The organism is Mycobacterium numidiamassiliense, assembly GCF_900157365.1.
In the GTDB taxonomy this organism is placed as follows: domain Bacteria; phylum Actinomycetota; class Actinomycetes; order Mycobacteriales; family Mycobacteriaceae; genus Mycobacterium; species Mycobacterium numidiamassiliense.
Genome location: NZ_FUEZ01000004.1, coordinates 2,173,606 through 2,198,235 on the forward strand (window position 1 = coordinate 2,173,606; position 24,630 = coordinate 2,198,235).

The 24,630-nt window shown below is 64.3% G+C and carries 23 protein-coding genes; 12 read left to right on the forward strand and 11 right to left on the reverse strand.

Going from position 1 to position 24,630, the window contains the following annotated elements:
* The first annotated feature begins 30 nt into the window (after nt 1-30).
* From MNAB215_RS18895 to MNAB215_RS18935, 9 genes are all read left to right on the forward strand, one after another.
* Nucleotides 31-1,653, forward strand: a complete 1,623-nt coding sequence (locus MNAB215_RS18895) for an acyl-CoA synthetase (protein ID WP_077080174.1) — start codon at nt 31-33, stop codon at nt 1,651-1,653.
* On the forward strand, nt 1,650-2,492 hold the full coding sequence (locus MNAB215_RS18900; RefSeq protein ID WP_077080175.1) for an amidohydrolase family protein: 843 nt from the start codon (nt 1,650-1,652) through the stop codon (nt 2,490-2,492). Before MNAB215_RS18895 ends, MNAB215_RS18900 begins: the two co-directional genes overlap by 4 nt.
* A 36-nt stretch (nt 2,493-2,528) precedes the next feature.
* A complete protein-coding gene (locus MNAB215_RS18905) occupies nt 2,529-3,593 on the forward strand; it encodes an acyl-CoA dehydrogenase family protein (protein WP_077080176.1) in 1,065 nt (354 codons plus the stop codon).
* 12 nt (nt 3,594-3,605) lie between these two features.
* Nucleotides 3,606-4,799 (forward strand): acyl-CoA dehydrogenase family protein, encoded by a 1,194-nt coding sequence (locus tag MNAB215_RS18910; protein WP_077080177.1) that lies wholly within the window; start codon nt 3,606-3,608, stop codon nt 4,797-4,799.
* Nucleotides 4,800-4,903: 104 nt separating this feature from the next.
* The gene (locus MNAB215_RS18915; RefSeq protein ID WP_025735226.1) at nt 4,904-5,173 is read left to right on the forward strand and encodes a metal-sensitive transcriptional regulator; all 270 of its coding nucleotides are present in this window, start codon (nt 4,904-4,906) and stop codon (nt 5,171-5,173) included.
* 312 nt (nt 5,174-5,485) lie between these two features.
* Nucleotides 5,486-5,917, forward strand: a complete 432-nt coding sequence (locus tag MNAB215_RS18920) for an MmpS family transport accessory protein (protein ID WP_077080178.1) — start codon at nt 5,486-5,488, stop codon at nt 5,915-5,917.
* A complete protein-coding gene (locus MNAB215_RS18925; protein WP_245830351.1) occupies nt 5,914-8,913 on the forward strand; it encodes an MMPL/RND family transporter in 3,000 nt (999 codons plus the stop codon). The genes MNAB215_RS18920 and MNAB215_RS18925 overlap by 4 nt, the downstream gene beginning before the upstream one ends.
* Complete coding sequence (locus MNAB215_RS18930) at nt 8,903-9,268, forward strand: hypothetical protein (RefSeq protein WP_077080179.1); 366 nt, start codon at nt 8,903-8,905, stop codon at nt 9,266-9,268. Before MNAB215_RS18925 ends, MNAB215_RS18930 begins: the two co-directional genes overlap by 11 nt.
* 78 nt (nt 9,269-9,346) lie before the next feature.
* A complete protein-coding gene (locus MNAB215_RS18935) occupies nt 9,347-9,718 on the forward strand; it encodes a carboxymuconolactone decarboxylase family protein (protein WP_077080180.1) in 372 nt (123 codons plus the stop codon).
* A 39-nt stretch (nt 9,719-9,757) separates the two neighbouring features.
* Here MNAB215_RS18935 and MNAB215_RS18940 read toward each other — a convergent pair whose 3' ends face one another.
* From MNAB215_RS18940 to MNAB215_RS18960, 5 genes are all read right to left on the reverse strand, one after another.
* On the reverse strand, nt 9,758-10,987 hold the full coding sequence (locus tag MNAB215_RS18940; RefSeq protein WP_077080181.1) for an amidohydrolase family protein: 1,230 nt from the start codon (nt 10,985-10,987) through the stop codon (nt 9,758-9,760).
* A gap of 85 nt (nt 10,988-11,072) precedes the next feature.
* A complete protein-coding gene (locus MNAB215_RS18945; RefSeq protein WP_077080182.1) occupies nt 11,073-12,221 on the reverse strand; it encodes a thiolase family protein in 1,149 nt (382 codons plus the stop codon).
* Nucleotides 12,222-12,277: 56 nt separating this feature from the next.
* On the reverse strand, nt 12,278-13,084 hold the full coding sequence (locus tag MNAB215_RS18950; RefSeq protein WP_077080183.1) for a thioesterase family protein: 807 nt from the start codon (nt 13,082-13,084) through the stop codon (nt 12,278-12,280).
* Between the two features lie 46 nt (nt 13,085-13,130).
* Nucleotides 13,131-14,345, reverse strand: coding sequence for a CaiB/BaiF CoA transferase family protein (locus MNAB215_RS18955; RefSeq protein ID WP_077082144.1), 1,215 nt, complete (start codon nt 14,343-14,345; stop codon nt 13,131-13,133).
* A 22-nt stretch (nt 14,346-14,367) separates the two neighbouring features.
* A complete protein-coding gene (locus MNAB215_RS18960) occupies nt 14,368-15,561 on the reverse strand; it encodes a cytochrome P450 (RefSeq protein WP_077080184.1) in 1,194 nt (397 codons plus the stop codon).
* Between the two features lie 186 nt (nt 15,562-15,747).
* Here MNAB215_RS18960 and MNAB215_RS18965 point away from each other — a divergent pair, with 186 nt between their 5' ends.
* Nucleotides 15,748-17,193 carry a coniferyl aldehyde dehydrogenase gene (locus MNAB215_RS18965; protein ID WP_077082145.1) on the forward strand — a complete coding sequence of 482 codons (1,446 nt, stop codon included), beginning with the start codon at nt 15,748-15,750 and terminating at the stop codon, nt 17,191-17,193.
* On the opposite strand, the gene MNAB215_RS18970 is transcribed toward MNAB215_RS18965, so the two are convergent.
* From MNAB215_RS18970 to MNAB215_RS18995, 6 genes are read right to left on the reverse strand one after another with little or no spacing between them, the layout of a single operon-like run.
* Complete coding sequence (locus MNAB215_RS18970; protein WP_077080185.1) at nt 17,190-18,032, reverse strand: SDR family NAD(P)-dependent oxidoreductase; 843 nt, start codon at nt 18,030-18,032, stop codon at nt 17,190-17,192. The two genes, MNAB215_RS18965 and MNAB215_RS18970, sit on opposite strands and share 4 nt — an antisense overlap.
* The gene (locus tag MNAB215_RS18975) at nt 18,029-18,505 is read right to left on the reverse strand and encodes an SRPBCC family protein (RefSeq protein ID WP_077080186.1); all 477 of its coding nucleotides are present in this window, start codon (nt 18,503-18,505) and stop codon (nt 18,029-18,031) included. The genes MNAB215_RS18970 and MNAB215_RS18975 overlap by 4 nt, the downstream gene beginning before the upstream one ends.
* Nucleotides 18,506-18,521: 16 nt before the next feature.
* A complete protein-coding gene (locus tag MNAB215_RS18980) occupies nt 18,522-20,189 on the reverse strand; it encodes an acyl-CoA synthetase (RefSeq protein WP_077082146.1) in 1,668 nt (555 codons plus the stop codon).
* Between the two features lie 8 nt (nt 20,190-20,197).
* Nucleotides 20,198-20,818: a PaaI family thioesterase gene (locus MNAB215_RS18985; protein ID WP_077082147.1), complete on the reverse strand. Its 621-nt coding sequence runs from the start codon at nt 20,816-20,818 to the stop codon at nt 20,198-20,200.
* Entirely contained in the window at nt 20,815-21,435 is a 621-nt protein-coding gene (locus MNAB215_RS18990) for a cysteine hydrolase family protein (RefSeq protein ID WP_077080187.1), read from the reverse strand. Before MNAB215_RS18990 ends, MNAB215_RS18985 begins: the two co-directional genes overlap by 4 nt.
* Nucleotides 21,432-22,442 carry a Rieske 2Fe-2S domain-containing protein gene (locus MNAB215_RS18995; protein WP_077080188.1) on the reverse strand — a complete coding sequence of 337 codons (1,011 nt, stop codon included), beginning with the start codon at nt 22,440-22,442 and terminating at the stop codon, nt 21,432-21,434. The genes MNAB215_RS18990 and MNAB215_RS18995 overlap by 4 nt, the downstream gene beginning before the upstream one ends.
* 95 nt (nt 22,443-22,537) lie before the next feature.
* On the opposite strand from MNAB215_RS18995, the gene MNAB215_RS19000 reads away from it, so the two are divergent.
* Both MNAB215_RS19000 and MNAB215_RS19005 read left to right on the forward strand, forming a co-directional pair.
* A complete protein-coding gene (locus tag MNAB215_RS19000; protein WP_083746335.1) occupies nt 22,538-22,990 on the forward strand; it encodes a nuclear transport factor 2 family protein in 453 nt (150 codons plus the stop codon).
* On the forward strand, nt 22,980-24,611 hold the full coding sequence (locus MNAB215_RS19005) for a flavin-containing monooxygenase (protein WP_077082148.1): 1,632 nt from the start codon (nt 22,980-22,982) through the stop codon (nt 24,609-24,611). Before MNAB215_RS19000 ends, MNAB215_RS19005 begins: the two co-directional genes overlap by 11 nt.
* Nucleotides 24,612-24,630 lie beyond the last annotated feature (19 nt).

Consider the following 24,630-nt stretch of genomic DNA (forward strand, 5'->3'; position numbering starts at 1 on the left):
CGGAAAGGACGATTATGGGCGGCTCCTGCCGTGAGTGAATGGACCATCGGGGCGGTCTTCGATGCCATCGCCGACGTCGTGCCCGACCGCTTGATGACGGTATGCGGAGATCGGCGAAGCACCTTCGCGCAGACGGCGGACCGCACCCGTCGGCTCGCGAACTTTCTGGCCGCCAAGGGGTTCGGGGCCCATCGTGAACGCGACAACCTGGAACGCTGGGAATGCGGACAGGATCGCGTGGCGCTGATCATGCACAACGACCTCTACGCCGACATGGTGATCGGTTGTCTCAAGGCGCGCACCGTCCCGGTCAACTTCAACTACAACTACACGCCGCGCGAGCTCGGTGAGCTGCTCGACTACGTGCAGCCACGGGTGGTGATCTACCACCGCTCGCTGGGCACCAAGTTCGCCGACGTGCTTCCGCCCGATAGTGCCGACCTATTGGTGTCCGTAGACGACGGAAGCACCGACCAGGAACTGCCCGGTGCGGTTCGGTTGGACGACGTTCTGGCGCAGGGGGATACGGATCAGGGCGTGACCGGATCGCCCGATGATCTGTTGATGATCTGCACCGGCGGCACCACCGGCCGGCCCAAGGGCGTGCTGTGGCGACAGTCCGACATCTACGTCTCGTCGATGGTGGGCGCGGACCATGAGTCCGCCAACGAGATTCACGACAAGGTGCGCGGCTGCGGCCCGGCGTGGTTCGCGGTCTCGCCGCTGATGCACGCCGCCGGCATGTGGACGGCCTTCTCAGCGGTCATGAGCGGCACGCCCGTGGTGCTCTACGACACGAGTAAGAAGCTTGATCCGCAATCGGTGTGGGAGACGGCCGAGCGCGAGAAGGTCGGCATGATGACAATGGTCGGCGACGCGTACGCCGCGCCGTTGGTTGCCGAGCTGCGGCGTGGTCCATACGACTTGTCGTCGCTGTATGGGATCGGCACCGGCGGGGCCGCAACGAATCCCAGATACCAGCAGGCGTTGCTGGAACTGCTGCCCCAGATCACGCTCATCAACGGGTATGGCTCGTCGGAAACCGGGAACGTGGGCTTCGGGCGAAGTAGTGGTGACACGCGAACCGACACCTTTACCCTGCGCGAGGGTGCACTGGTTCTCTCCGAGGACTACAGCCATTTCCTCGCGCCCGGCGAGCAGGAAGTGGGTTGGGTCGCCAGGGAGGGCCGGATCCCGCTCGGATACTTCAATGATCCCGAGGCCACCCGCAAGACCTTCCCTGAGGTCGCCGGAAGGCGGGTAGTGGTCTCGGGCGACCGCGCGGGTCTGGAATCGGACGGCACATTGCGGTTGTTCGGCCGCGACTCGCTGGTGGTAAACACCGGCGGCGAAAAGGTTTTCGTCGAAGAGGTCGAGGAAGTCCTGCGCGCCCACCCGGCGATCGCCGACGCACTGGTCGTTGGCCGTCCGAGTGAACGCTGGGGCGAAGAACTGGTCGCGCTCGTCGAACTCCGTGACGAAGCCAGCACGGGTCGCGAGCCGCTACAAACACACTGCAGGGCGCAGCTGGCGCGGTTCAAAGTGCCCAAGGAGTTCATTTTCGTCGAACACGTCCAGCGGTTGGGCAACGGCAAGGCAGATTACCGCTGGGCCAAGCGCCTGGCTCACGAGAAAGCGCCGATTTCGAAATGACAGCAAGCTCAGTCGGTCACGTCATCGATTGCCTCGTCAATGTTCACTTCGGTGAGACCGAGCAACAACCCACCTGGATGCTCAAGGTGCGCGACGACTATTTCAAAGGCCCCGAGTCGATGTTCGCGCCCGTCGACCTGTCGGCGTTGCTGGACGAGATGGATGAACAGGGTGTGCGCAGGGCGATCCTGATGGACAGCCTCGCCAAGCCGTCGGTGACCGCGCGCAAATTCGTCGAGGACAGGCCGGACCGATTCGCGTTGGCCATCGGCGGTTTCAACCTGTTGCGGCCGATGCCCGGGCTAAGGGAACTCAGTGCCCTCGTCAAGGATCTGCCGATCGCGTATGCGGCTGTGGGGCCCAGCTTTTGGGGCGATGGACAGTACCCGCCCAGCGATGCCGTGTATTACCCGCTCTACACCAAATGCGCCGAGCTCGAGGTGCCGCTGTGCATCAATACCGGCCTTCCCGGCCCCCCGATCCCCGGCGAGGCGCAGAATCCCATCCATCTCGACCGCGTCTGCGTGCGGTTTCCCGAACTCAAGCTCTGCATGATTCACGGTGCCGACCCGTGGTGGGACCTCGCGATCCGGCTGCTGATCAAATACAGCAACCTTCGTCTGATGACGTCGGCGTGGTCGCCCAAGCGGCTGCCGGAAAGCCTGGTGCACTACATGCGGACGCGCGGCCCCAACAAGGTGATCTACGGATCGGACTGGCCGGTATTGAAGATGCGCCGGGTGATCCCCGAAGCGCGTGCGCTGGACCTTCCCGCTGAGGTATTGGACAACTACCTCTATAACAATGCAGAGGAATTCTTCTTCGACCGCTTGTCTTAGACGTCGACTGAATACCCCCAAGAGGAGCACTGAGGAATGGACCGCTACGAACTGCGCAGGATTGACTACAGCCTGTCCGAGGACCACGTGGATCTGCAGACGGTCTACAAGCAGTTCTTCAAGACCCATTGCCCGATCGAAACGGTCCGTGCGGCAGAGGCTTCCGGTTTCGACAAGGATCTGTGGGAGCGGCTGTGCGCGATGGGTGCCACGACCATGGCACTGCCGGAGTCCAGCGGCGGCGACGGCGCGACACTGGTCGACCTCACCTTGGTGGCCGAGGAGATCGGCCGGTCGCTGGCACCGGTTCCGTGGATCGACCATGTCTGTGCCGCCCGGTTGCTGGCCAGTCTGGACGCACTGGGTGATGACACCGCGGGTGTCGTCCACGGAGAGCAGCTCGCGGCCCTGGACGTGCGCATCGACAGCGTGTCGGGTGCCCGGTTGATTCCCACCGGATCGATCGCCGACCACATCATCGTTCGCGACGGGGACCAGGTTGTCCGTCTGACGTTTGGTACCCGGCCCGCCAAGGTCGACAACATCGGCCGGCTACCGATGGCCTGGGTGGACCCGGCCGCCGCCGACACCCGAACGGTCGTTGCTCAAGGGTCCGATGCGATAGCGAAATACCAACGGGCGCTCGATGAATGGCGGTTGTTGACCGCCGCGGCGCTGGTCGGCCTGGTCGACGAGACGATGACGATCGCGGCGGAGTTCGCCAAGACCCGCTACACGCTGGGGGTGCCCATCTCCACATTGCAGGGCATCTCCCATCCGTTGGCGAATATAGCCATCTCCGTCCAAGGCGGGCGGAACCTCGCGCGCCGCGCCGCCTGGTTCCTGGACAACGAGCCCGACGAGCGTCCGGAGCTGGCGCCGTCGGCGTTCGTGTTCATGTCGGAGGAGGCCGCCAAGGCGGCGACCATGGCCGTGCACATTCAAGGGGGACTTGGTGTTTCGTCGGAAGCCGCCGCGACCGCATATCTGGTGCGTGCCAGGGGCTGGCCGCTGGCCGCCGGCGATCCCGGTGCAACCGCCACGCGCATCGCCGAGATCGTGACCGCCCGCGAGAGCGCGGCGCAGGCCGTTCGGGCCTAGGAAGGAGACACCATGGATTTCTCCCGCGTCGAGCTCGCCGACGAGGACAGGGCCTTTTTCGACGAGGCCCGAAGCTTTTTGGCCACGCACGTCACCGAGGAAGTCAGGCGGCGCGACCGAGAGACGGGCGATAACTTCGACGAGGGCGTGCACTTGGCCCTCGGTGCCGAGGGGTATCTGGAAAAGGAATGGAAGCCGTCGAGCGAGGGCGGATTCAGCCGGGTGCGTCGGCGCATCTGGGAGCTGGAGAAGCGTCGGGCGCACGTGCCATGGGTGACCTGGGGTACCACCGCGATGGTGGCGCGCTCGGTGGAGAAATTCGGCAAGCCCGAGCTCGTCGAGGAGGTGCTCCCGAAGGTCTTCAGCGGCCACGTCCGGTTGTGCCTGGGTTACACCGAACCCGAAGGTGGATCCGATATCGCCACCTGTAAGACGCGGGCGGTGCGCGATGGCGACAGCTGGCTGATCAACGGCTCGAAGATGTTCACCACCGGCGCGCACAACTGCCAATATGTATTCCTGATCACCAACACCGACCCCGAGGCGCGAAAGCACAAGAGCCTCACCATGTTTCTTGTTCCATTGAACTTGCCGGGCATCGAGATCCAGGGCATCCGCACCGTCGACGGCGACCGCACCAACATCGTCTATTACAGCGATGTCCGGGTCGACGACAAGTACCGGCTCGGTGACGTCAACGGAGGCTGGACGGTGCTGCGCGAGCCGCTCAACGTCGAGCACGGCGCCGTCGCGGCTGCACCCGACGGGTTGCAGGACCCGTCGATCATGATGCATCAGGCCGGTTTCATGGCCCAGGCGGTGGACAAAGCCGTGACCCGAGTCAGCCAGCCGGATCCCAACGGACGCCGTCCGGTCGACGACAAATCGGTGGCTTATCGCCTGGGACGCAGCTTCGCTCGGTTGGAGGCCGCGTTGAGTTCGCCGAGCATCTTTGGGCGGGTTGCCATCGCACAAACCATGCGGGACATCTCTCCGGACCTGATGGACTTGCACGGGGCCGCAGCGACGTTGCCGTTCGGGGCCGACGGGGCCGCCGACGACGGCAGTGCCGAGTACGCGTATCGCTTCGCCCCGCTGGCCGGAATTTACGGGGGCACGCTAGAGGTGTTCCGCAACATGATCGCCCAGCACGTGCTTGGGCTGGGCAAGCCCAATTACTCGCCGCCGGTGGCGAAAGTCTCCTGATCCCGACTCGACGAGCCGCACAATAGTTGCCCCCCTAGCTGAAGCGGGAATACCCCCCGGGGGATGATGGCTTATCATTGCTCGTAACAGGCAAGGGGACAGCAATGGTCGGAGACGAAGACAGCATCGCCGCAGTACTGAATCGACTGCGGCGAGCACAGGGTCAATTGGCCGGCGTCATCTCGATGATCGAGCAAGGGCGCGACTGTAAGGACGTGGTCACGCAGCTTGCCGCTGTCTCGCGCGCGCTGGATCGCGCCGGATTCAAGATCGTCGCCACCGGTATGCGCGAATGCACAACCGGAAAAGGGGCTAAGGGCAAGAAGCCGCTGACCGAAGACGAACTGGAGAAGCTCTTCCTCGCGCTGGCCTAGGGGCTCGATCGCTCCCGACATGCGGCCTACTGACGCTCTGACGTCAGTAGGCCGCATCAATCTGGTCTCGAAGACTCATCTTCGGTTTTGAAGGCTGCCCGCAGCACGCTTGCCCAGCAAGCGAATCGCAGTGCTCTGCATGTGCATATACTATACCGGGTAGGGTATATGCCGGCGGGTGTCGGGGAAAGCGAGGAGGTTGACGTGCGGCCAGTCAACGTTGTGCGCAACGGCATCTCAACGGCCCTGCTGCGGCACGCTGACCCGACGCGCAACCGACCTGACGGAGCGACTAAACCAATGGGCAGACCAATGTTGACCTTCCTCAAGCGAGCATGGGTGCCGCTTGTGGTGGTGGTCGCGGTTGCCTTTGGTGCTATAGCCGTCATGCGGCTGCGCGGCGTTTTCGGCTCCGACGCGATCTTTACCGCGACCGGCAGCAGCGCCGAACCTCTGGAGCCGTCGCATGTCAAGCGGGTGACGTACGAGATTTACGGGCCCGGAGACACCGCAGGAAGCGTGAGCTACCTCGACACCAAGGCTGCGCCGGAACAGGCGAACTTCACCAGCCTGCCCTGGACTTTCACGATCACGACGACGGTGCCGGCCGTGATCGCCAGCGTGGTCGCACAGGGCGATAGCGACACCATCGGGTGCCGCATCACCGTCAACGGTGAGGTCAAGGACAAGAAATCCACCGTGGGGCGCCACGCCCAAACTTCCTGTCTGGTGAAGGCCGCATGAACACCGATCGCGACGCCCGTCCGAAATTCATGCGGTTCGTCCGCAGGTTCGCGTGGCCCATCATCATCGGGTGGCTACTACTAACCGTGGCCCTGAACGTGCTTGTGCCGCCGATCGAGTCGGTCGCACGCAGCCACGCGGTCACGATGTCGCCCCAAGACGCGCCTGCGATGATCGCCGCCAAACGCATCGGCGCAACCTTCCACGAGTCGGACTCCGACAGCATCGCGATGATCGTTCTCGAGAGCGGTCAACAACTCGGCGACGAGGCGCACGGCTATTACGACGGCTTGGTGACAAAACTGCAGGACGACCCCAAGCACGTGCAGCATGTCCAGAACGTGTGGGGAGACCCGCTCACCGCCGCCGGCGTCCAGAGCCGCGACGGCAAAGCCGCCTACGTACAACTCAACCTGGCCGGCAACCAGGGCAGCACCCTGGGCAACGAGTCTGTCGACGCGGTGCGGAAGATCGTCGACAAGTCAGCGCCGCCCAAAGGGCTCAAGGTGTACGTCACCGGTCCGGCGCCGCTGACGACGGACATGAACGAAGCCGCCGACAAAAGCATGTTCAAAATGATGGGCGTCACCGGTGTGGTCATCATGATCATGCTGTTCATCGCCTATCGTTCGGTCACCACGATGCTTTTGGTTCTGGTCATGGTCGGTTTCGAGATGGGCACGGCCAGAGGGCTCATCGCGCTGTTGGGTAACTACGACCTGCTGGGGTTTTCGACCTTCGTCGTCGCCATGCTGTCTTCGTTGGCAATCGCGGCCGGCACCGACTACGCGATATTTCTCATCGGTCGCTACCAGGAGGCTCGTCAAGCCGGTCAGGATCGGGAAGCCGCCTACTACACGATGTTTCGTGGGACCTCGCACATCATCTTGGGCTCGGGGTTGACGATCGCGGGAGCTACCTTCTGTCTGCACTTGGCGCGGCTGTCGTATTTCAAGGCGCTGGGCATCCCGTCCGCTCTGGGGCTGCTGGTCGTCGTCGCGGGAGCGCTGACCGCGGCGCCGGCCGTCGTCGCGGTGGCCACGCGGTTTGGTTTGCTCGACCCGAGACGGATGATCAAGACGCGTGGGTGGCGGCGCATCGGCACCGCCACGGTGCGCTGGCCCGGTGCGGTGTTCGCGGCCTCGCTGGCCATCGCAATCGTCGGCATCCTCATCATGCCGAGCATGAAGGTCAGCTACAACGATCGCTACTACATACCCGACAACTTGCCATCGAATGTCGGGTATGCGGCCGCGGAGCGCCATTTCAGTGCCGCGACCATGAATCCCGACATCCTCATGATCGAGAGCGATCACGACATGCGGAACAGCGGCGACATGATCATTCTCGACCGCCTCGCCAAAGATGTGTTTCGGTCGCCGGGTATCGCGATGGTGCAAAGCATCACCCGGCCGCTGGGCGGGCCGATCGAGCACACGTCGATACCGTTCCAGATCAGTGCCCAATCGATTCCGATCCAGCAGAACCTGCAATTCATGAAGGACCGGACGGCCGACATGCTCGCGATGAGCGACGACCTCGGCGCCATGGTCGGCTCGATGCAGCGGATGCAGGGTTTGCTCGGTCAGATGAGCAGCACGACTCATCACATGGTCGGCGACATGGGCGACATGCAATCCACGCTGAACGAGATGCGAGACCATCTGGCGGACTTCGACGATTTCGCGAGGCCGTTCCGCAGCTACTTGTATTGGGAACCACATTGTTTCAACATCCCGGTCTGTTGGGCTTCGAGGTCGGTGTTCGAAGCGATCGACGGTGTGGACAAGTTCAGCGAGAACATGAGCACGCTGGTCAAGGACATGAACAATGTCGACGCGATCATTCCCCAGATGCTGGCCCAGTTTCCGCCGATCATCGCCGTCGCGACGTCCATGCAGGGGACGCTGCTCACGATGCACAGCAGCTTCTCGGGTCTGGTCACGCAAATGGCCCAGATGACCGATACGGCGAGCGCGATGGGTCAGGCCTTCGACGCCGCCAGGAGTGGCGACTACTTCTATTTGCCCCCGGAAGCGTTCCAGAATCCCGACTTCCAGCGCGGCCTGAAACTCTTCCTGTCGCCGGATGGCAAGGCCGCGCGCTTCATCATCACCCATGATGCGGACCCGGCCACCCCGGCAGGCATTTCCGCGGTCAAGCCCGAACTGGCCGCCGCACATGACGCGGTGAAGGGGACGACGCTCACCGGCGCCAAGTTCTATCTCGCCGGGACGGCCGCGATCTACCGCGACATCCAGTCCGGTTCCAACTATGACCTGCTGATCGTCGGAATCGCCGCCCTGACACTGATTTTCGTCGTCATGGTGATTATCACGCGGGCCCTGGTCGCGTCCCTAGTGATCGTCGGTACGGTGCTGCTGTCGCTGGGTGCCGCATTCGGGCTGTCGGTATTGGTGTGGCAACACGTCTTAGGTCTGGATCTCAACTGGATCGCACCGGTGTTCGGATTGATCATCCTGCTGGCTGTGGGATCCGATTACAACCTGCTACTGGTGTCACGGTTCCAGGAGGAGATCGGAGCAGGCCTGAAGACCGGCATCATCCGCTCGATGGGGGAGACCGGCGGTGTCGTCACGGCGGCGGGGCTGGTGTTCGCCTTCACCATGATGTCGATGGCCGCGAGCGATCTCAGCTCGATTGGCCAGGCCGGCACCACGATCGGCCTCGGCCTGCTATTCGACACCCTGGTCGTGCGCTCCTTGATGACGCCGTCGATCGCCGCATTGCTGGGGCGCTGGTTCTGGTGGCCGCAGAGAGTGCGCCCTCGTCCGGCCAGCTATATGCTGCGGCCTTTCGGGCCGCGCCGGCTTGTCCGCTCCCTTCTGCTGGGCGAGGACGCCGATGCGGTCAAGCGGCAGAGACCTTTTGGTTTGGAGATGTCACCGCCGCCGGCGCTGACGGGCATTTCTAGGGCCGATGGGCCCTACCGGCAAGGGTCGGATGTGGGACATCATTCGAATCATGACGGATGAATCTGAACTCGAGGCCGAGCGCTCCACCGCGATCGGACAGCCGACCGGCGACGCACCGCACGGTCGGCCGAGTCGGCTTGGTCAGGCCGCTGCCTGGGTGGTCATCGTTGCCGGTGTCGTGTTCGTCCTTGCGGTGATCTTCTTCTCGGGAGTCTTGTTGGGCTGGTCCTCGGGTAACGAGCATGGCTGGGACCGTGATGGTTGGCCCGGCAGCCGGACTCATTCCGGCGGCATGGCGGGATGCCCGATGATGAACTCGGGCGAAATGATGGGGCCGGGCGGAATGATGGGGCCCGGCGGAATGATGGGGCCCGGCGGGATGATGGGGCCGGGCGGAATGATGGGTCCGCACTAGCCTCAGCCGATGCCCTAGTGGTCCGGAAAGACGCAGGCGTTGGGGAATACCCCCATGGGTATTTGTATTATATTCACTATGAGCGATCACAATCACTATCACGACGTACTTGACGAGCTAAATCCGCAGCATCGCAGCTTGCGGAAAATGATCCCCGACGTCTATCGGGGATTCGGAGAGATGAGCAAGGCGGCGTTGACGTCCGGCGCTTTGGACACAAAGACCAAGGAACTCATCGCGTTGACGATCGGGGTGGTAGCCGGTTGCGACGGGTGCATCGCCTCACACGCCCAGGGTGCGGTTCGCGCCGGCGCCTCAAAGGAAGAAGCCGCCGAAGCCATTGGCGTGAGTATTCTTATGCACGGCGGACCGGCAACGATTTACGGTGCTCGTGCTTACGACGCGTTCTGTGAATTCGCGGACGCGGCGGTGGGTAGCGCCGCAGGCTAGCGGTCACCGACGCAGTTCGCCACTGTCGTCGATAGGTGTTCAGGCGCTGGCCAGTGCCGGCGGATTGACGGCCGCCGGGTCCGGGTTGGCGATGGGCAGACCCATGAAGCGACGCGCGTTGTCGCCCATGAAGTCATAGGTGCGCCGTTCGTCCATGTCATCGGCATATTTCCAAAAGCCGTTGGGTTGGGCGAGCCCTTCGGGATGCGGGTAATCGGAGCCGAATAGCACCCGGTCCCATCCGACCGTGTCGACGACGTCGCCCACACACCCTTCCCAGAACGGACTCACCCAGATGTTGCGCCGGAACACGTCGTGCGGGTGCTCGGGGAAGTTCTGTGGCATCTTCTTGTGGAGCTCTGCAAAGTCGTTGAACAGCGGGAAGATCCACGAACTGCCGTTCTCGACGCTGGCGATGCGAAGCTTCGGGAATCGGGTCAGGGTACCGTGACAGATCAGGCTGGTGATCATGTCGGCGATTTCGCGGTGCCCTAGCACCATCCAGCGAAACGCGCTCTGGGCCATGAAGTTCTGCGTATGGGGAGGCTCCCACTTGGCGACGTAGTCGTCCAGCGGTGGGTAGCTGGCATGCAGCACGATCGGCAATCCCGCAGCCTCGACATCGCGCCAGAACGGATCGAATTCTCTAAGTGCGGGCGACCGCCAACCGTGGAGACCGTTCACCGGACCGGGTTTGACCAACGCGGCCCGAACCCCATTGGCAAGGAGATACTCGAGCTCGCGCTGTGCGGCGTCGACTTCGGAGAGATTGATGATCGGCGTTGAGAACACCCGGTTTCCGTAGTTATACGTCCAGTGCTCGGCCATCCACTGATTCAGTGCGTGGATGATCGCGAGCGTCAGTTCGGGATCGTCGGCCGACGAGTGCTCGACCAGGCTGGCCAGCGTGGGGTAGTTCAGGGCCTCGACGACCCCCTGTCGATCGAGTTCGTCGACCCGGTCGGCCGGGGTGCGCGTTGCGGCGGGCGCCGCGATCGCCGGGCCCTGCATCTCGCGTAGCGTGAGGCCCTCAGTGTTCTCGCCGGCGAAGAACTTCTCGTGCGCGCCCGGCGCGGCCACACGTTCGAACGTCGGGTTCGGGATGAAGTCGGTGACCCTGCCGTTGATCACGATGCGGGTCTGCCGCCCGAACTGGGCGAATTGCACTGCCCTCGAATACTTCTCGGGCAGGAACTTCGTCAACGAGTCGGGCGTCTCGTACATGTGCTGGTCGGCGTCGAAAATCGGCGCCCCGGTGAATTGAGCCATCGGGTCGTCCCCTTTCTTTCGCGAGCAGACGCAGAATCGCATGAAATCTGCGCGTGTAGCCCGATTCTGTGTCTGCTCGCCGAGGTCAGGTGGTCAGGATGGTTGCCGCGGCGGTGCCCGGGGCACCGTACAACTGGGTGAAACCGACTTTCGGGTTGCCGGGTACTTGGCGATCGCCCGCCTCCCCACGCAATTGGCGGACGATTTCGTGGATCTGGCGCAGGCCGGAGGCGCCGATCGGTTCGCCGTTGGCGATCAGCCCACCGTCGGTGTTGACCGGCATCGAGCCGCCGATCTCGGTAGCGCCGTCGAACAGCAGCTTCTCCTGGTCGCCGTCGGCGCAGAAGCCGCACTCGGCCATATGGATGATTTCGGCGCCGGCATCGGTGTCCTGCAGCTGAATCACGTCGACGTCTCCAGGCGCCACGCCGGCCTTCTCGAATGCGGCACGCGCGGCGTAAACCGTTGGCGCTACGTCCTCTTCGACCGGCGCGCAGGTCGTGTTGACCTCGTAGGCGCCGTAGCGGCGGGTGCGGACTTCCACGGCCCGCAGATAGACCGGCTTGGGGGTGTAACGATGCGCGATGTCGGCCCGGCACATCACCACCGCCGCGGCGCCCTCGTCGGGCGCGCAGAACATGTACTGAGTCAGCGGGTAGTTCAGCACCGGCGAGTTGAGAATGTCGTCTTCGGGGATCGGCTTGCGGCGAAAGGCGTTGGGGTTCAACGCTCCATTCCGAAAATTCTTGGCTGCGACCTTGGCCAGCGTCTGCGTGGAGATGTTGTGCTCGTGCAGGTAGCGGTTGGCCTTCATCCCGAAGAACTGGGTGGTCAGGTACTGCCCGTTCTCGGCATACCAGCGCGGCATCCCCACCAGCGCAGGATCTTCGGTGAAGGCGCCGCGCGGATGCTTGTCCAGCCCGACGGCGATGCCGATGTCATAGTCGCCCAGCCGGATCCCGTCGGCACACGCCTTCGCCGCGCTGGCAGCGGTGGCGCACGCATTGAACACGTTGGTGAACGGAATGCCGGTCAGCCCGACCATGCCGACGATCGCGTCCGGGTTGGCCACCGTCCAGCTGCCGCCGGTGGCGAATTCGACGTCCTTCCACTCGACGCCCGCGTCGGCGACGGCGGCAAGGATCGCGTCCACACCCATCTGCATTGCCGACTTGCCCTCGAAGCGACCGAACGGGTGCAGTCCCACCCCGATGATGGCGACATCGTTCGTCATCCGTGCCTCCGTGTGTCAGCCTGGCGAATAACCAACTGTAAATCTTACAGTATCTGCTAACGGCGGCGCACCAGCTGGGCCTGCTGCAGGGCGGCCACTGCCCCGTGCTCGTCGAAAATCGTGCCGCGCGAGACGCCGACTCCGTCTCGGCCGTAATGGTTTTCGGCTCGTATGCCGATCCATTCACCCTCGGGCACGCGATGGATGTGCACCGTGAGATCGGTGTTGAGAAACGTCCACTCGGCGACGCTCAGCCGGCTGCCCATCCCGTTGGCGATGTCGCACACCGCGAAGAGTCGCTGCATCGGGGTCATCGTTTCACCCTTGACCAGGTCGACCATCGGCCGGACCCAGCACTCGCCGGGCACGTCATTGAGAATGTCGTTGAGCCAACGCCAATCCAGGCTCTGGATGTAGGTCTGGTTCGCGTCGTCGTCGGGACTGCGGGGCAGTCCCTCGCTGGCCGGTCGCAGCGGGGCGGCGGGCGTGAAGAACAACTCGGCCGCGTCGCCCTCCTGGAACCGCCAGGCGGACGCCTTGGCGACCGGCCGAGGCTGTCCGTCGGGGCCCGGCGCCAGCATCTGCGCGTTGAGCAGTTCGATCTTGGTGCCCGGACGCTCGATATGGGCGCGCACCCACAGCTGGTCGGTGATCGGAACCGGTCCGAGAAGATCGACCACAACACGGGTCAGCCGGGCATCGTCGCGCGGCGAGCAGCGCTCCAAGGCCCGGACCAGCACCGCCGACACGGGCGCGGCATTCTGCATCGTCGGTGACCACGTGCTGATGACGTGATCGGAAGCGCTGAACCTCTCACCGATCCCATCGTGGGGGTCGACCAGCTCGTAGTAGGCGTCGGTCAAAGTCTGGCCCTATCCCGTGCAGTCGAATCCCTTGTGCGCCTGTGCCTTATGCGATAGCCCCGGCATCCTTGAGTTCTTCGATGCGGTCCCAGTCCATACCGATTTCCATCAGCACGATTTCGGTGTGCTCGGAGGCCTGCGGGGCCCTGGTGGTTTCCAGCGGCTCGTGGTTGAACTGCACGGGACCGCGCACGACCTTGAATGGTGCGCCCCCGCTGGCGAGTTCGACTTCGGCGATCATGTCGTTGGCGATGGCCTGCTCGTCGCTGGCCAGGTCGATCAGGCTCTGGAACGGCGCCCACTGCCCCTTCATCGTTTTGAGGTGCTTTCGCCAGTAGTCGAATGTCTGCCCCGCGATGGCCTTAGTGATCAGTTCCGCAGCGGCGTCGGCGTTTTGGATCAGCGGGAGCACCTCGGAGAACCGTGGATCGTCGGCCGCCTCGGGGATGCCGAGGTGTTCGAAGGTGTCCCGGATGTAGGCGGTCGGGCTGATGATGCACAGGTTGATCGTGCCGCCATCGGAGGTCTGGTAGTTGCCCATGAACGGATTCACCACCGGGCCGGTCGTTCCCGGCATCGGCGTGCGCATCACCTCGCCGCTCTCCATGCCCTGGGTCACGCTGGCGCCGGCCGCCCACCATGCGGTGCTCAGCAGGGACACATCGAGTTCGACGGCTTCGCCGGTGCGTTCACGGTGCAGCAGCGCCGCCGAGATGCCGCCGGCGATGAACATGCCGCCGATGGAGTCGCCGAAGGCGGGAATCCCCTGTGACAGGGGAGCGCCCAGCTCTTCCGGCGTCAACGCGTAGCCCACGCCGCTCCGCGTCCAGAACGCCGTCCCGTCGTAGCCGCCGACGCCGCGCTCGTCGCCTTTGTCGCCGTATGCGGTGCCGCGGGCGTAGACGATGTTGGGGTTCACCGCGCGGATGTGCTCAACGTCGAATTTGTTCTTCTGTCGCACCGAGGACGTGTAGTTGGTGAGGAAGACGTCTGCGGTCTTGGCCAGTTCGTAGATGACTTCCTGGCCACCCGGCGTGGAGATGTCGATGCCGACGCTGCGCTTGCCGCGGTTCGGGTGCTCCATGAGTGGGTGACGCTCCGGGTCGATCTGGATGCCGCCCATGTTGATGAAGCCGCGCTGGGTGTCGCCGCGCAGCGGGTGCTCAACCTTGATGACGTCGGCGCCCCAGTCGGCCAGGATGGCACCGGCGGCCGGGACGAACGTGAATTGCGCAACCTCGAGGACCCGAAAGCCCTGCATTACCTTGACCATTTTGGGCACCCTACTTGGCGTCGAACGTGACAGGAAGACCCGTCGGCGAACGGAATGGCTGCCCGAAGATGTGCGGATCGTCGTCGGTCACCAGGGTGACGTTGGCCAGCCGGTCCAGCAGGCAGCCGACCGCAACGCGCGTCTCCAGTCTCGCCAGGTGCAAGCCCAGGCAAGTGTGCTCACCGGCGGCGAAGGTGATGTGCGGCGTGGGCTTGCGGAAGATGTCGAATTCTTCGGGTCGTTCCCAGCGCCGCTCATCTCGGTTCGCCGAACCCATGCACACCCCGACCACCGACCGTGCGGGTATCGTAACCCCTTCCAGCTCAACGTCTTCGGTGGTGAATCGCTGCACGGTGGTCAACGGTGTCTCGAAGCGCAACCCCTCTTCGATCGCCTGGGGGAGAAGCTCCGCATTCTCTTGCACGGCGGCGAACTGATCGGGGTGGGTCAGCAGCAGGTAAAGCAGGTTCCCCGAGGACCGGTAGGTGGTTTCCAGCCCGGCGGGCAGCAGCAGGCGCAGGAATGAGTAGATGGCTTCGTCGCTGAGCTTTTCGCCGTCGATCTCGGCGGTGACCAGATCGCCGATGATGTCCTCGGTGGGATTGGCTCTGCGTTTGTCGATCTGTTCGCAGAAGTAGTCTTTGAGTGCCGCCGACGCCTCGAAGGCGCGTTCATAGTTGACGGTGTAGCTGATCAACTCGACGGCCCGCTTGCGGAACACCGGCAAGTCTTCGTCGGGCAGCCCCAACAGCCGGGCGATGACACGGGTGGGAAATTCGAAGGTGAAGTTCCGGACCAGGTCGGCCTGGCCGGTGCCGATGAATTCGTCGATCAGTGCGTTGCAGATCGGTCGGACGATTGTCGGCTCCCACTGGGCCAACGCCTTGGACCGAAACGCCGCCGACACCAGGTTGCGATGCTCGCGATGCTTCTTGCCTCCCATCGCCAGGATGGTGGGGCCCATGAACAGACCGATGGTGTTGTCATACGGAGCGGAGCTGAATACCCGGCCGTCGCGATACACCGTGTTGACCGCATTGAACGACACTGCGGTGTACTCGCGTTTGGGGACTAGGGAATCCGGGGTCTTGGAATAGTCCATGACGGTGCCGTGGAAGACGCCGGACGACTCGCGGCGTTTCTGGGCGAAGAAGGGGTAGGGGTCGCGCAGGCTAACGGTTTGATCGCCGGTTTTCGTTGTCACCTGATCTCCAGGATCGTGCTGTCAGCTCTCGTGGGAAGACCTTCCCGCAAAATCGTACTGTAAATATTACAGTAGGCAATATGGGCTGTGTCGTGGTTCGATGGGCAACGGCCCCCGTCGCAAAGGTGAGTCATGAGCACAGTCGATGAACGCGCTGACAACCTGGTCGAGCAACACCGGGCGGCGATGGGCGCCGTTCTCGAGCGGCAGCGGCAAGCCTTTATCCACGATGGACCTCCCGGCGTTGCGCTGCGGCGCAATCGGATCGACCGCCTCATGGCGCTCGTCCTCGACAACACCGACGACTTCATCGAAGCGATGGCCGCCGATTTCGGCACCCGATCCCGGGCGGCGACGCTGTTCACCGAGGTGATCGGCATGATGTCGGTGATCGAGCACACCAGGTCCAATGTGGCGCGGTGGATGCGCGCCACCAAAATCATGCGCGCTGCGGGGCTCGTCGGCCTGCGGGCCGAGATACAGCCGTCCCCGCTCGGAGTGGTCGGCATCATCGGCCCGTGGAACTTCCCGCTCAACCTCGTGGTGCTGCCCGCGGTAGCCGCTTTCGCGGCCGGCAACCGGGTGATGATCAAGATGTCGGAGGTCACCGCCCACACCGCGGAACTCATGAAGGCAACGGCGCCCAAGTATTTCGACCACGCCGAACTCGACGTCGTCACGGGCGGCCCCGACGTCGCCGCCACGTTCTCTACGCTGCCCTTCGATCATTTGTTCTTCACCGGCTCGCCGTCCGTGGGCGCCCTGGTACAACGGGCCGCCGCGCAGAACCTGGTTCCGGTGACGCTGGAGCTCGGCGGCAAGAATCCCGTCGTCGTCGCGCCCGATGCCGATATCGCGCGATCGGCGACCCGGATCGCGCGAGGCCGCATGGTCAATGGTGGACAGGTCTGTGTCTGCCCCGATTACGTGTTCGTTCCGGACGATCAGCTGGACACCTTCGTGCACACCGCCCGGGCCACCCTGCGCGACATGTTTCCCAGCATTGTTTCCAACGGCGACTACTGCTCATCGGTCAACGACGCCAACTTCGATCGGGTCGTCGGCCTGATCGAGGATGCGCGGGCCAACGGTGCCGATGTGGAAACCATTGCGCCGGAGGGGGAGTCGTTACCCGACCGCGCGTCGCGCAAGATCGCGCCGACGATCGTCCGCAACGTCGACGACGCCATGTTGATCGCCGACGAGGAGATCTTCGGCCCGGTCCTCGTGCTCAAGGGGTATACGCGGCTGGACGACGCCATCGACTACATCAATCAGCGCCCGGCGCCATTGGTGGCCTACTGGTACGGGCCCGATGGCGCCGACTTCCGCAGATTCATCCGCAACACCCGCAGCGGCGGGGTCGCCCGCAATGACTTTGCCGCGCAGATGATTCCGTCGGAGGCGCCGTTCGGCGGCGTGGGCCGTAGCGGCATGGGCGCCTACCACGGCAAGGCCGGCTTCGACACCTTCAGCCATCACCGGTCGGTGGTCGGCAACGATCTTCCGTTCAGCCTCGGCGGAAACGCGGCGCCGCCGTTCGGGAATTCGATGCAGCTCTATGCCAACGTCATGATGCGCAGGGCACGGTCACGCACGCAACGCCGGCTCAAGAGCCGGCTCCGCGTTTAGCTGCCGGCCCGGGGGGATCGGGAATTCGTCAGCCGGGCTGCGCGACCCAGCAGCCCGACGTATCCCGCGCCGAGCAGGCGAGGCATCGCCGCCATCACGCGCCCGTCGGGCCCGATGAGGATTCGGGCGCGGTTTTTCTCGGCTCCCCGGAGAATGACCTGCGCAGCCTTCGCGGGAGTGGTCAGCGCCGCACGGGTGAAATATTTCGCGGCGAGTTCGGGATCTTCGTTGTCCGCCGTGCGCATATTCGCCCCAAAGTTGGTGCGCACGACACCAGGGTGCACGCAGTGCACGGTGACCGGATGGCGTTCGATGATCATCTCCTGGCGCAGCGCCTCGGTGAAACCGCGGACCGCGAATTTCGAAGTGCTGTAGGCGCCCTGGTAGGGAACCGAGATCAGGCCGAAGGCACTGGACATGTTGATCAGACGGGCGGGGTGCTGGGCTGAACCGGATTCGATGAGCTGCGGCAGAAAAGCCTTGGTGCCGTTGACCACACCGCCGATGTTGATGCCGATCAGCCAGTCGAAGTCTTTCCAGGACATGTCCGCAATGCCGGCGAACAGGTCGACTCCGGCGTTGTTGAACAGCAGTGAGGCGGGCCCGAGGTCGCGTCGCACCTGCTCGGCGTGCGCCAAGACCGCGTCGCGCTTGGCGACATCGAGCTCGTACGTCGACACCTTGCCGGGCCCGGCGGCCTCTTGAGTCTCGGCCAAGCCGGCCGCATCGATGTCGGAGGCGGCGACGTGCGCCCCGTCGCGGGCAAGTGCGAGGGTCAGTGCGCGGCCGATGCCGGACCCGGCGCCGGTGACGACGGCAACGCGCCCTTGGTATTTCATGCTTTCACCCCGGCTTCGACGATCGCGCGTATGCGATCTACCGAGACTTCGAGATTGCGCTGCAGGTCTGTCCGGCGATCCCAGACGAACAGGGCAAGGCGCTCGAAAGCCGCGACACCGAGGGGCAGCGGAACGCACATGCGGACCGTCTCGGTCAGTCGCGTGGTGCCCGGCGCCGACCCGGGCTCGACCAGGTACGTCCACTGCGTCCAGTCCCCGCCCAAGATCTGCACGACGAACGAGAACTCGCGTCCGGGTTCAGCGGCTGCGACGTTCGCCTCGGTCTTCCAACGGCCGAGCCTGCGGCGGTTCCACGCCCGAAAGCGTTCTGGCGTAAGCCATTGGGCGCGCGTGGTCTCGGGGCTCCACTCGGGGATTCGCGTGACATCGGAGACGACCGCGTATACCTCGTCCCGTGAGGCCTGTACCTCGGTCGACGCGCTCAGGGTCTCGTCTTTTTGCAGCAACGACATTGTTACTCCCGGGGATTCAGGCATTCTCTGCTTGTTCGCGCGCCCATCGGTAATCGGCTTTGCCCGAGGGGCTGCGCTCGACGACCGGACGGAATACCACCGCTTTGGGGAGCTTGTAGCGGGCCAACGACTGTGCGGCGTGGGCGACCAGCTCGTCGGCGTCGGCATGAGCGGCTTCGGCCAGCGCGACGACGGCAACGACCTCCTGGCCCCATCGCTCGCTCGGTCGTCCCGTGACCACCACGTCGGCCACCGCCGGATGTGATGCGATCGCGGTTTCGACCTCCTCGACGAAGATCTTCTCGCCGCCGGAGTTGATGGTCACCGAATCGCGGCCCAGCAATTCGATGCTGCCGTCGGCGCGGTGGCGTGCCCGGTCGCCGGGAACCGCGTAGCGAACGCCGCCGATGACCGGGAACGTCTTGGCGGTCTTGGCCGCATCGCCCTTGTAGCCCAACGGGACGTAACCGCGTTGCGCCAGCCAGCCATTGCCCTCGTGACCCGGTTGCAGCATCGCGCCGAGATCTTCGGCCGCGACGAAGGTGTCGGGTCCGGCGTTGAAGATGCCGGTCGACACCGCTCCCGTCGTCGAGAGGTGGTGCATTTGTGCCCCGGTCTCCGAGGATCCGACGCCGTCGATGACGAGGGCGTTCGGCAGGACTTCGATCAGCCGTTGCTTGACGTAGGGCGTGAGCAAGGCGCCGCCATTGGCGACCACCGCCAGCGACGACACGTCGGCTGTCCCGTTTTGCCGGGCCTTTTCGATGGCGGCGACCAGCGGACGCGCCATCGCGTCGCCCACCACGGTCACCACCGAAACCTGTTCCCGCTCAATGGTGCGCACGACGTCGTCGGCGTCCAAATGGTCGACGACCGTGGGGAAGACGACGGACTGTCCGCTGGTCAGGGCCGTCATCACACTCCACTGGGCGGCGCCGTGGATCAGGGGCGGCAGGATCATCAGCTTGGTGCCCGGGCCCTCGGCGACCCTCGTCGCGATCTCGTCCACTGACTCGGCCGGCTCGCCGGTCATGATGTTGCGCCCGCCGAAGGACGTCATGAAGATGTCGTGCTGGCGCCATAGCACTCCCTTCGGCATCCCCGTGGTGCCGCCGGTGTACAGGACGTACAAGTCGTCGGGTGAGTGGTCGGTTTCCGGTGCTGACAGCTGCGCGCCCAACGCGATGGCCGTCTCGTAATCGACTGCACCGTCTAGTAATTCGTTGCCGGAGTCGTCGGGGATCTGTATCAGGACGCGCAGTTGTGGAAGATCGCCCCGGATTTCGGCCACCCGGGGTGCGAACGCGGCGTGGTAAAGCAGTGCGGTTGCTCCCGCGTCGGCCAGCAGGTACTGCAGCTCGGCCTTGACGTAGCGGAAGTTGACGTTGAACGGGGCGACGCGCGCCTGGAAGGCGCCGAGCAGAGCCTCGACGAATTCGTTGCCGTTGTAGGCATACAGGCCAAGCAGGTCCTGGCCCACCTCGTGGCCGGCGAGGTCGGAGCGCTCGGTGTGGCACCCCAGCCCCTGGGCGTGCAGATACGCGGCGAGGTGGTTCGACCGCTCGATCAGCTGTGCGTAACTGAATCGCTGATCGCCTTGGATCAGCAGCTCGCGGTCGCCGATCGCGGCCGCGACGGCCCTGGCGACGGCGGGCACCGTGAATTGTGTTGTGGTATCAGACATCATGCCTCTCACGGCTGGTGGGGTAGCAGACGAACCATCAGGCCGCTGGCTTCGCTCAGTAGCGTGCCATCGGTGGCGGTCATAGTAGAGGAGATGAAAACCTTCCTGCCATCGACGTTGCTGATGCCGCCACGGGCGATCAAGGGCTCGTCGATCGGGGTGATCTTGCGATAGTCGACGTGCAGGTAGGCGGTGCGCGTCGGGCGAATACCGGCGCTGGTGACCACCATCCCGAACAGCCAGTCGTAAAGCAGCGGGATCATGCCGCCGTGCACGGCGTTGTTCCCGCCGACGTGCGCCCGAGTGAAGTGTCCCGTCATGATGACGCCGTCCGGTCCGGATTCGGTAAGCGTCCACGGTGGCATCAGGGGATGGGCGAGCCCGGGCACGCTGAGTACACGACCGGCCACGACTTCGGTTTCCGGAACCTGATGGCCGTCGAGCAGCGCGCAGGCACTCTCGATGTGCTCGGCCGCGGCGGCCCAGGATGAGTCGCCGGGGTTGGTGGACACGGTCAGGTCCTGCAGCCGGTGTAGCGCGGCGACGAACCGGCCTAGCTCGGGAGGTGCGTTTTCGACGGGCCTGACGTCGGGAAATCCGCCGCGGGTCTGCGGTGCCGTGTCGGTCATGACACCTTCCATGCCGCGAGCAGGTCGTCTGTCGTGGTGATGGTCGCCAGCAGCGACAGCGTGTTGGCGATGATGGCATCCCCGTACTCGGCCGGAATTCCGGCCACCGCGTCCTTCGGCACAACGACACGATAGGCGGCGTTGACGGCGTCCATGACGAGGTTGGGAATCGCGATGTTCAGCGATACGCCCACCACGACGACCGTGGACACCCCGAGATTGCGCAGCACCGCGTCGAGGTCGGTGCCCCCCATCGGGCCCACACCGTGCCACCTCCGCAAAATCAGATCGCTTGGCTCGGGCCCTAATTCGGGGAGCACTTCCGCTCCCGGCGTGCCCGGGGTGATGTCGACCGCGCCGTGACTCATGGTGAAGATCTTGGCGTTGTGGTTGGACCCCAGTCCGTCGGGGCGCCGCTGCACCAGGCAGTGCACGATGTGGATGCCGGCAGCCCGCGCCGCCGGCAGTAGGCGCACGATGTTGGGCAGCGCGACGCGGCGGGCTTCCTCGGCGAGCATGGCCAGCCCGGCGTCTGGGCCGATCACCGCGCCCTGACACTCCTGGGCGACTATGGCAGTGTGCCCGGGTGCGGCGATTTCAGCGAGTTGAGGTCTCATACCGAAGCGGTCAGATCTGGGGCGACGTCGTAGAACTGGGTCGCCCATTTCCGCAGTGCCATATACCCTTTCGCGTCGGTCTTGGACAGCGCCGGATGTTCCACGTACTTCTGGTAGCGCCAGATCTGCAGATCGTCGAAAACGGTTGACAGGAACTGCTTTTCGATCAGGTCGCGTAGCTTGCCGTCCGGCACGTCGGCGGTGTCACCGGGGACACGGGGCCACCAGATCGAGTAGAACAGGTCCGAACACTCGTCGTCGACTGGAGTACAGGTGAAGATCAGCCGGTGGTTCTGCGCTCCCTCGAAGACGCTGATCGCCCCGCCGAGACCGAACAGGTGGCTGTGGAAGATCAACGCGAAGTCATCGGGGTTGTCGCTGCGGGCGTCCGGCCAGCCCGCGGTGAACTGCCATTCCTGGCCGACGATCTCCCAGTCCAGCACCCTGGGCGTCACGGTGGCGTGATGGACGTACTCGAAATGGGCACTGTCGGGCGCGTTCTCCGCCACGATCTGCGGATGCACGGGTTCGCGTTCCGCGCGGCGGGAGAACTCGGGATAGGCCCGGTAGTAGTTCGCCGGGTCGGTCTCGAATTGCGGGAACTTACCGAATATGTCCGGCATCTCCCACTGCGGTTCGATGCCGTCCGGGTGATGCCAGATGAACACGCAGTCGTATTGCTCGCGGACCGGAAAGACCCGCAACCGTAGCGCGCGGTTGGGCCGGTCGGGCTGGTAGGGGATGTAGCGATTGGTGCCGTCCGGGCCCCAGCGCCATCCGTGGAAAGGGCACTCGACGCAGTCGCCGACCACCTTGCCGCCGTGGCCGATGTGCGCGCCGAGATGTTTGCAGTGCGCTTCCAGCACGTGCAATGTCGCGGACTCGTCGCGATAGGCGACGAGATCCTCGCCGAAATAGTGCAGCGGCCGGACCTCGCCAACGGGAAACTCGGGCGACCAGCCGACCATGAACCAGCCGGTGACCTTCCAGGTGAATGGAACCAACACGTCGGCGCCTTCCGATTTCTGCTAGATACTAAGGCCGTTACAGTATAGATTTCAGCAGTTCGTTCAGTGCGCGGCAAGGGAGCGTGATGAGTCAGGTGGTTTCGGCGGCTGACGAGCTGGAAGAGCTTCGGCAGTTGAAGGCGCGCTACTGCCGTTTTCTGGACACCAAAGACGTCGACTCCTGGCGAGACGTATTCACCGCCGACGTGGTGGTCACTCTGGATATGGCGGTTGGGGTCGCCGGCGCCGACCCGATGACGGCCCCACCACTGGAGGGTGTCGACAACTTCGTCCCGATGGTGCTGGGTGGCCTGGAAGGCGTGGCGACGATGCACCACTGCCATACCCCGGAGCTCACGCTCACCTCGGCGACCACCGCCACCGGGATCTGGGCGATGGAAGACCTGCTCGTCTTCGCCGACGGCCGCGAACTGCATGGCGCCGGTCATTACCACGAGACCTACCAGAAACACGATGGCCAATGGCGGATCAAAACTCTGCACCTGACTCGAACGATCCTGAGGATTAGGGGTGGCGATGGCGACTGACGTTGACGAAGCCGGGCACTTTGACGCCCTGGTGATCGGCGCCGGTTTCTCCGGTTTGTACATGCTCCATCGGCTGCGGCAGCTCGGCATCCGCACCCGGGTGCTGGAGATGGCTGAAAATGTCGGTGGCACTTGGCTATTCAACCGATACCCCGGCGCCCGGTGCGACATCGAGAGCATCGAGTACTCCTACAGTTTCTCCGATGAGGTTCAGCAGGAATGGGTTTGGACGGAGTCGATGCCGGCTCAACCCGAGATCGAGGCGTACCTGAATTTCGTGGCCGACCGGTTGGATCTTCGCCGCGACATCGCGTTCGACACCAAGGTGGTCGCGATGGCCTTCGACGAGGAGGCCGCGGCATGGGTGGTGCAAACCGCGGCCGGGGAAACCTATACCGCCCCGTTCGTCGTCGCCGCGTCCGGCATTCTGTCCGTGCCGCTGGAACCCGACATACCCGGGCAGGGCCGGTTCACCGGCACGTCGTTGTACACCAGTCGCTGGCCCAAGGAGGGCTTCGATCTCGCCGGAAAGCGGGTCGGCGTCATCGGCACCGGCTCGACAGGCGTTCAGCTCATCCCCGTCGTGGCCCGAGAAGCATTGCACCTATCTGTGTTTCAGCGTTCGCCCGCGTACACCCTGCCGTGGCGCGTGCACCGCTTCGAAGCCGGCGAGCTGGACGAGATGAAATCCCGCTACGGCGAAATCCGCGAAGCGCAACGGGCCCACCCCATCGGGGCGGCGCGGCTGAGCGCCTTCTCGGTGCTGCTCGAGATGCTGACCAGGCCGCCGCTGAAGTCGGCGACCCGCGAAGAGCAGCTGCGCGCCATCGAGGAGAACGGCGTCATGGGTGCGCTGAACTGGGGCGACATCTTCTTCGACATCGAGGCCAATCAGATGGCCGGCCGGCTCTATGGCGAGGCGGTGGCCCGCATCGTGAAGGACCCGGCTACTGCGGCCTCGCTGGTCCCGGTGCATCCGTTTGCCTGCAAGCGGCCGATCATCGACCAGGGCTACTACGAGACGTTCAACCGGGACAACGTTACGCTCGTCGACCTGCGCAAGGCGCCGATTCGCGAGGTGACACCGACCGGCATTCGCACCGAGGACGCTTCCTACGAACTCGATGTGATCGTCTATGCCACCGGTTTCGACGCCATGACCGGCGCGCTGTCCCGCATCGACATTCGCGGGCGCGACGGCCGGTCGCTCGGTGACTTCTGGGCGAGCGAAGGCCCGCTGTCGTATCTCGGCGTGGCGGTCGCCGGCTTCCCGAACCTGTTCACCATCCAGGGCCCGGGCAGTCCGAGTGCGGCCACCAACTTCGTCGCCGCACTCGAGCAACATGTGGAGTGGATCGGCGAGTGCATTGCGCACCTGCGCGGCAACGGAATTCGCACCATCGAGGCGACGACCACAGCGCAGCAGGAATGGATCGATCACGCGACTTCGCTCGTCGCGCCGACGGTGCTGATGCACCCGTCCTGCAACTCTTGGTACAACGGTGGCAATGTGCCCGGCAAGAAACGGATGTACATGGGCTACACCGGCGGGATCCCCGAATATCGCCGCCGCTGTGACGAGATCGCGGCCGGCGGATACACCGGTTTCAAGCTAGCGTAGCTGGTTTAAGGTGAGCGGC

Coding starts and splice junctions, on each gene's coding strand:
- MNAB215_RS18900 (WP_077080175.1), top strand. CDS start 1,650: ATGACAGCAAGCTCAGTCGGTCACGTCATCGATTGCCTCGTCAATGTT.
- MNAB215_RS18905 (WP_077080176.1), top strand. CDS start 2,529: ATGGACCGCTACGAACTGCGCAGGATTGACTACAGCCTGTCCGAGGAC.
- MNAB215_RS18910 (WP_077080177.1), top strand. CDS start 3,606: ATGGATTTCTCCCGCGTCGAGCTCGCCGACGAGGACAGGGCCTTTTTC.
- MNAB215_RS18915 (WP_025735226.1), top strand. CDS start 4,904: ATGGTCGGAGACGAAGACAGCATCGCCGCAGTACTGAATCGACTGCGG.
- MNAB215_RS18920 (WP_077080178.1), top strand. CDS start 5,486: ATGTTGACCTTCCTCAAGCGAGCATGGGTGCCGCTTGTGGTGGTGGTC.
- MNAB215_RS18925 (WP_245830351.1), top strand. CDS start 5,914: ATGAACACCGATCGCGACGCCCGTCCGAAATTCATGCGGTTCGTCCGC.
- MNAB215_RS18930 (WP_077080179.1), top strand. CDS start 8,903: ATGACGGATGAATCTGAACTCGAGGCCGAGCGCTCCACCGCGATCGGA.
- MNAB215_RS18935 (WP_077080180.1), top strand. CDS start 9,347: ATGAGCGATCACAATCACTATCACGACGTACTTGACGAGCTAAATCCG.
- MNAB215_RS18940 (WP_077080181.1), bottom strand. CDS start 10,987: ATGGCTCAATTCACCGGGGCGCCGATTTTCGACGCCGACCAGCACATG.
- MNAB215_RS18945 (WP_077080182.1), bottom strand. CDS start 12,221: ATGACGAACGATGTCGCCATCATCGGGGTGGGACTGCACCCGTTCGGT.
- MNAB215_RS18955 (WP_077082144.1), bottom strand. CDS start 14,345: ATGCAGGGCTTTCGGGTCCTCGAGGTTGCGCAATTCACGTTCGTCCCG.
- MNAB215_RS18965 (WP_077082145.1), top strand. CDS start 15,748: ATGGGCGCCGTTCTCGAGCGGCAGCGGCAAGCCTTTATCCACGATGGA.
- MNAB215_RS18970 (WP_077080185.1), bottom strand. CDS start 18,032: ATGAAATACCAAGGGCGCGTTGCCGTCGTCACCGGCGCCGGGTCCGGC.
- MNAB215_RS18975 (WP_077080186.1), bottom strand. CDS start 18,505: ATGTCGTTGCTGCAAAAAGACGAGACCCTGAGCGCGTCGACCGAGGTA.
- MNAB215_RS18980 (WP_077082146.1), bottom strand. CDS start 20,189: ATGTCTGATACCACAACACAATTCACGGTGCCCGCCGTCGCCAGGGCC.
- MNAB215_RS18985 (WP_077082147.1), bottom strand. CDS start 20,818: ATGACCGACACGGCACCGCAGACCCGCGGCGGATTTCCCGACGTCAGG.
- MNAB215_RS18990 (WP_077080187.1), bottom strand. CDS start 21,435: ATGAGACCTCAACTCGCTGAAATCGCCGCACCCGGGCACACTGCCATA.
- MNAB215_RS19005 (WP_077082148.1), top strand. CDS start 22,980: ATGGCGACTGACGTTGACGAAGCCGGGCACTTTGACGCCCTGGTGATC.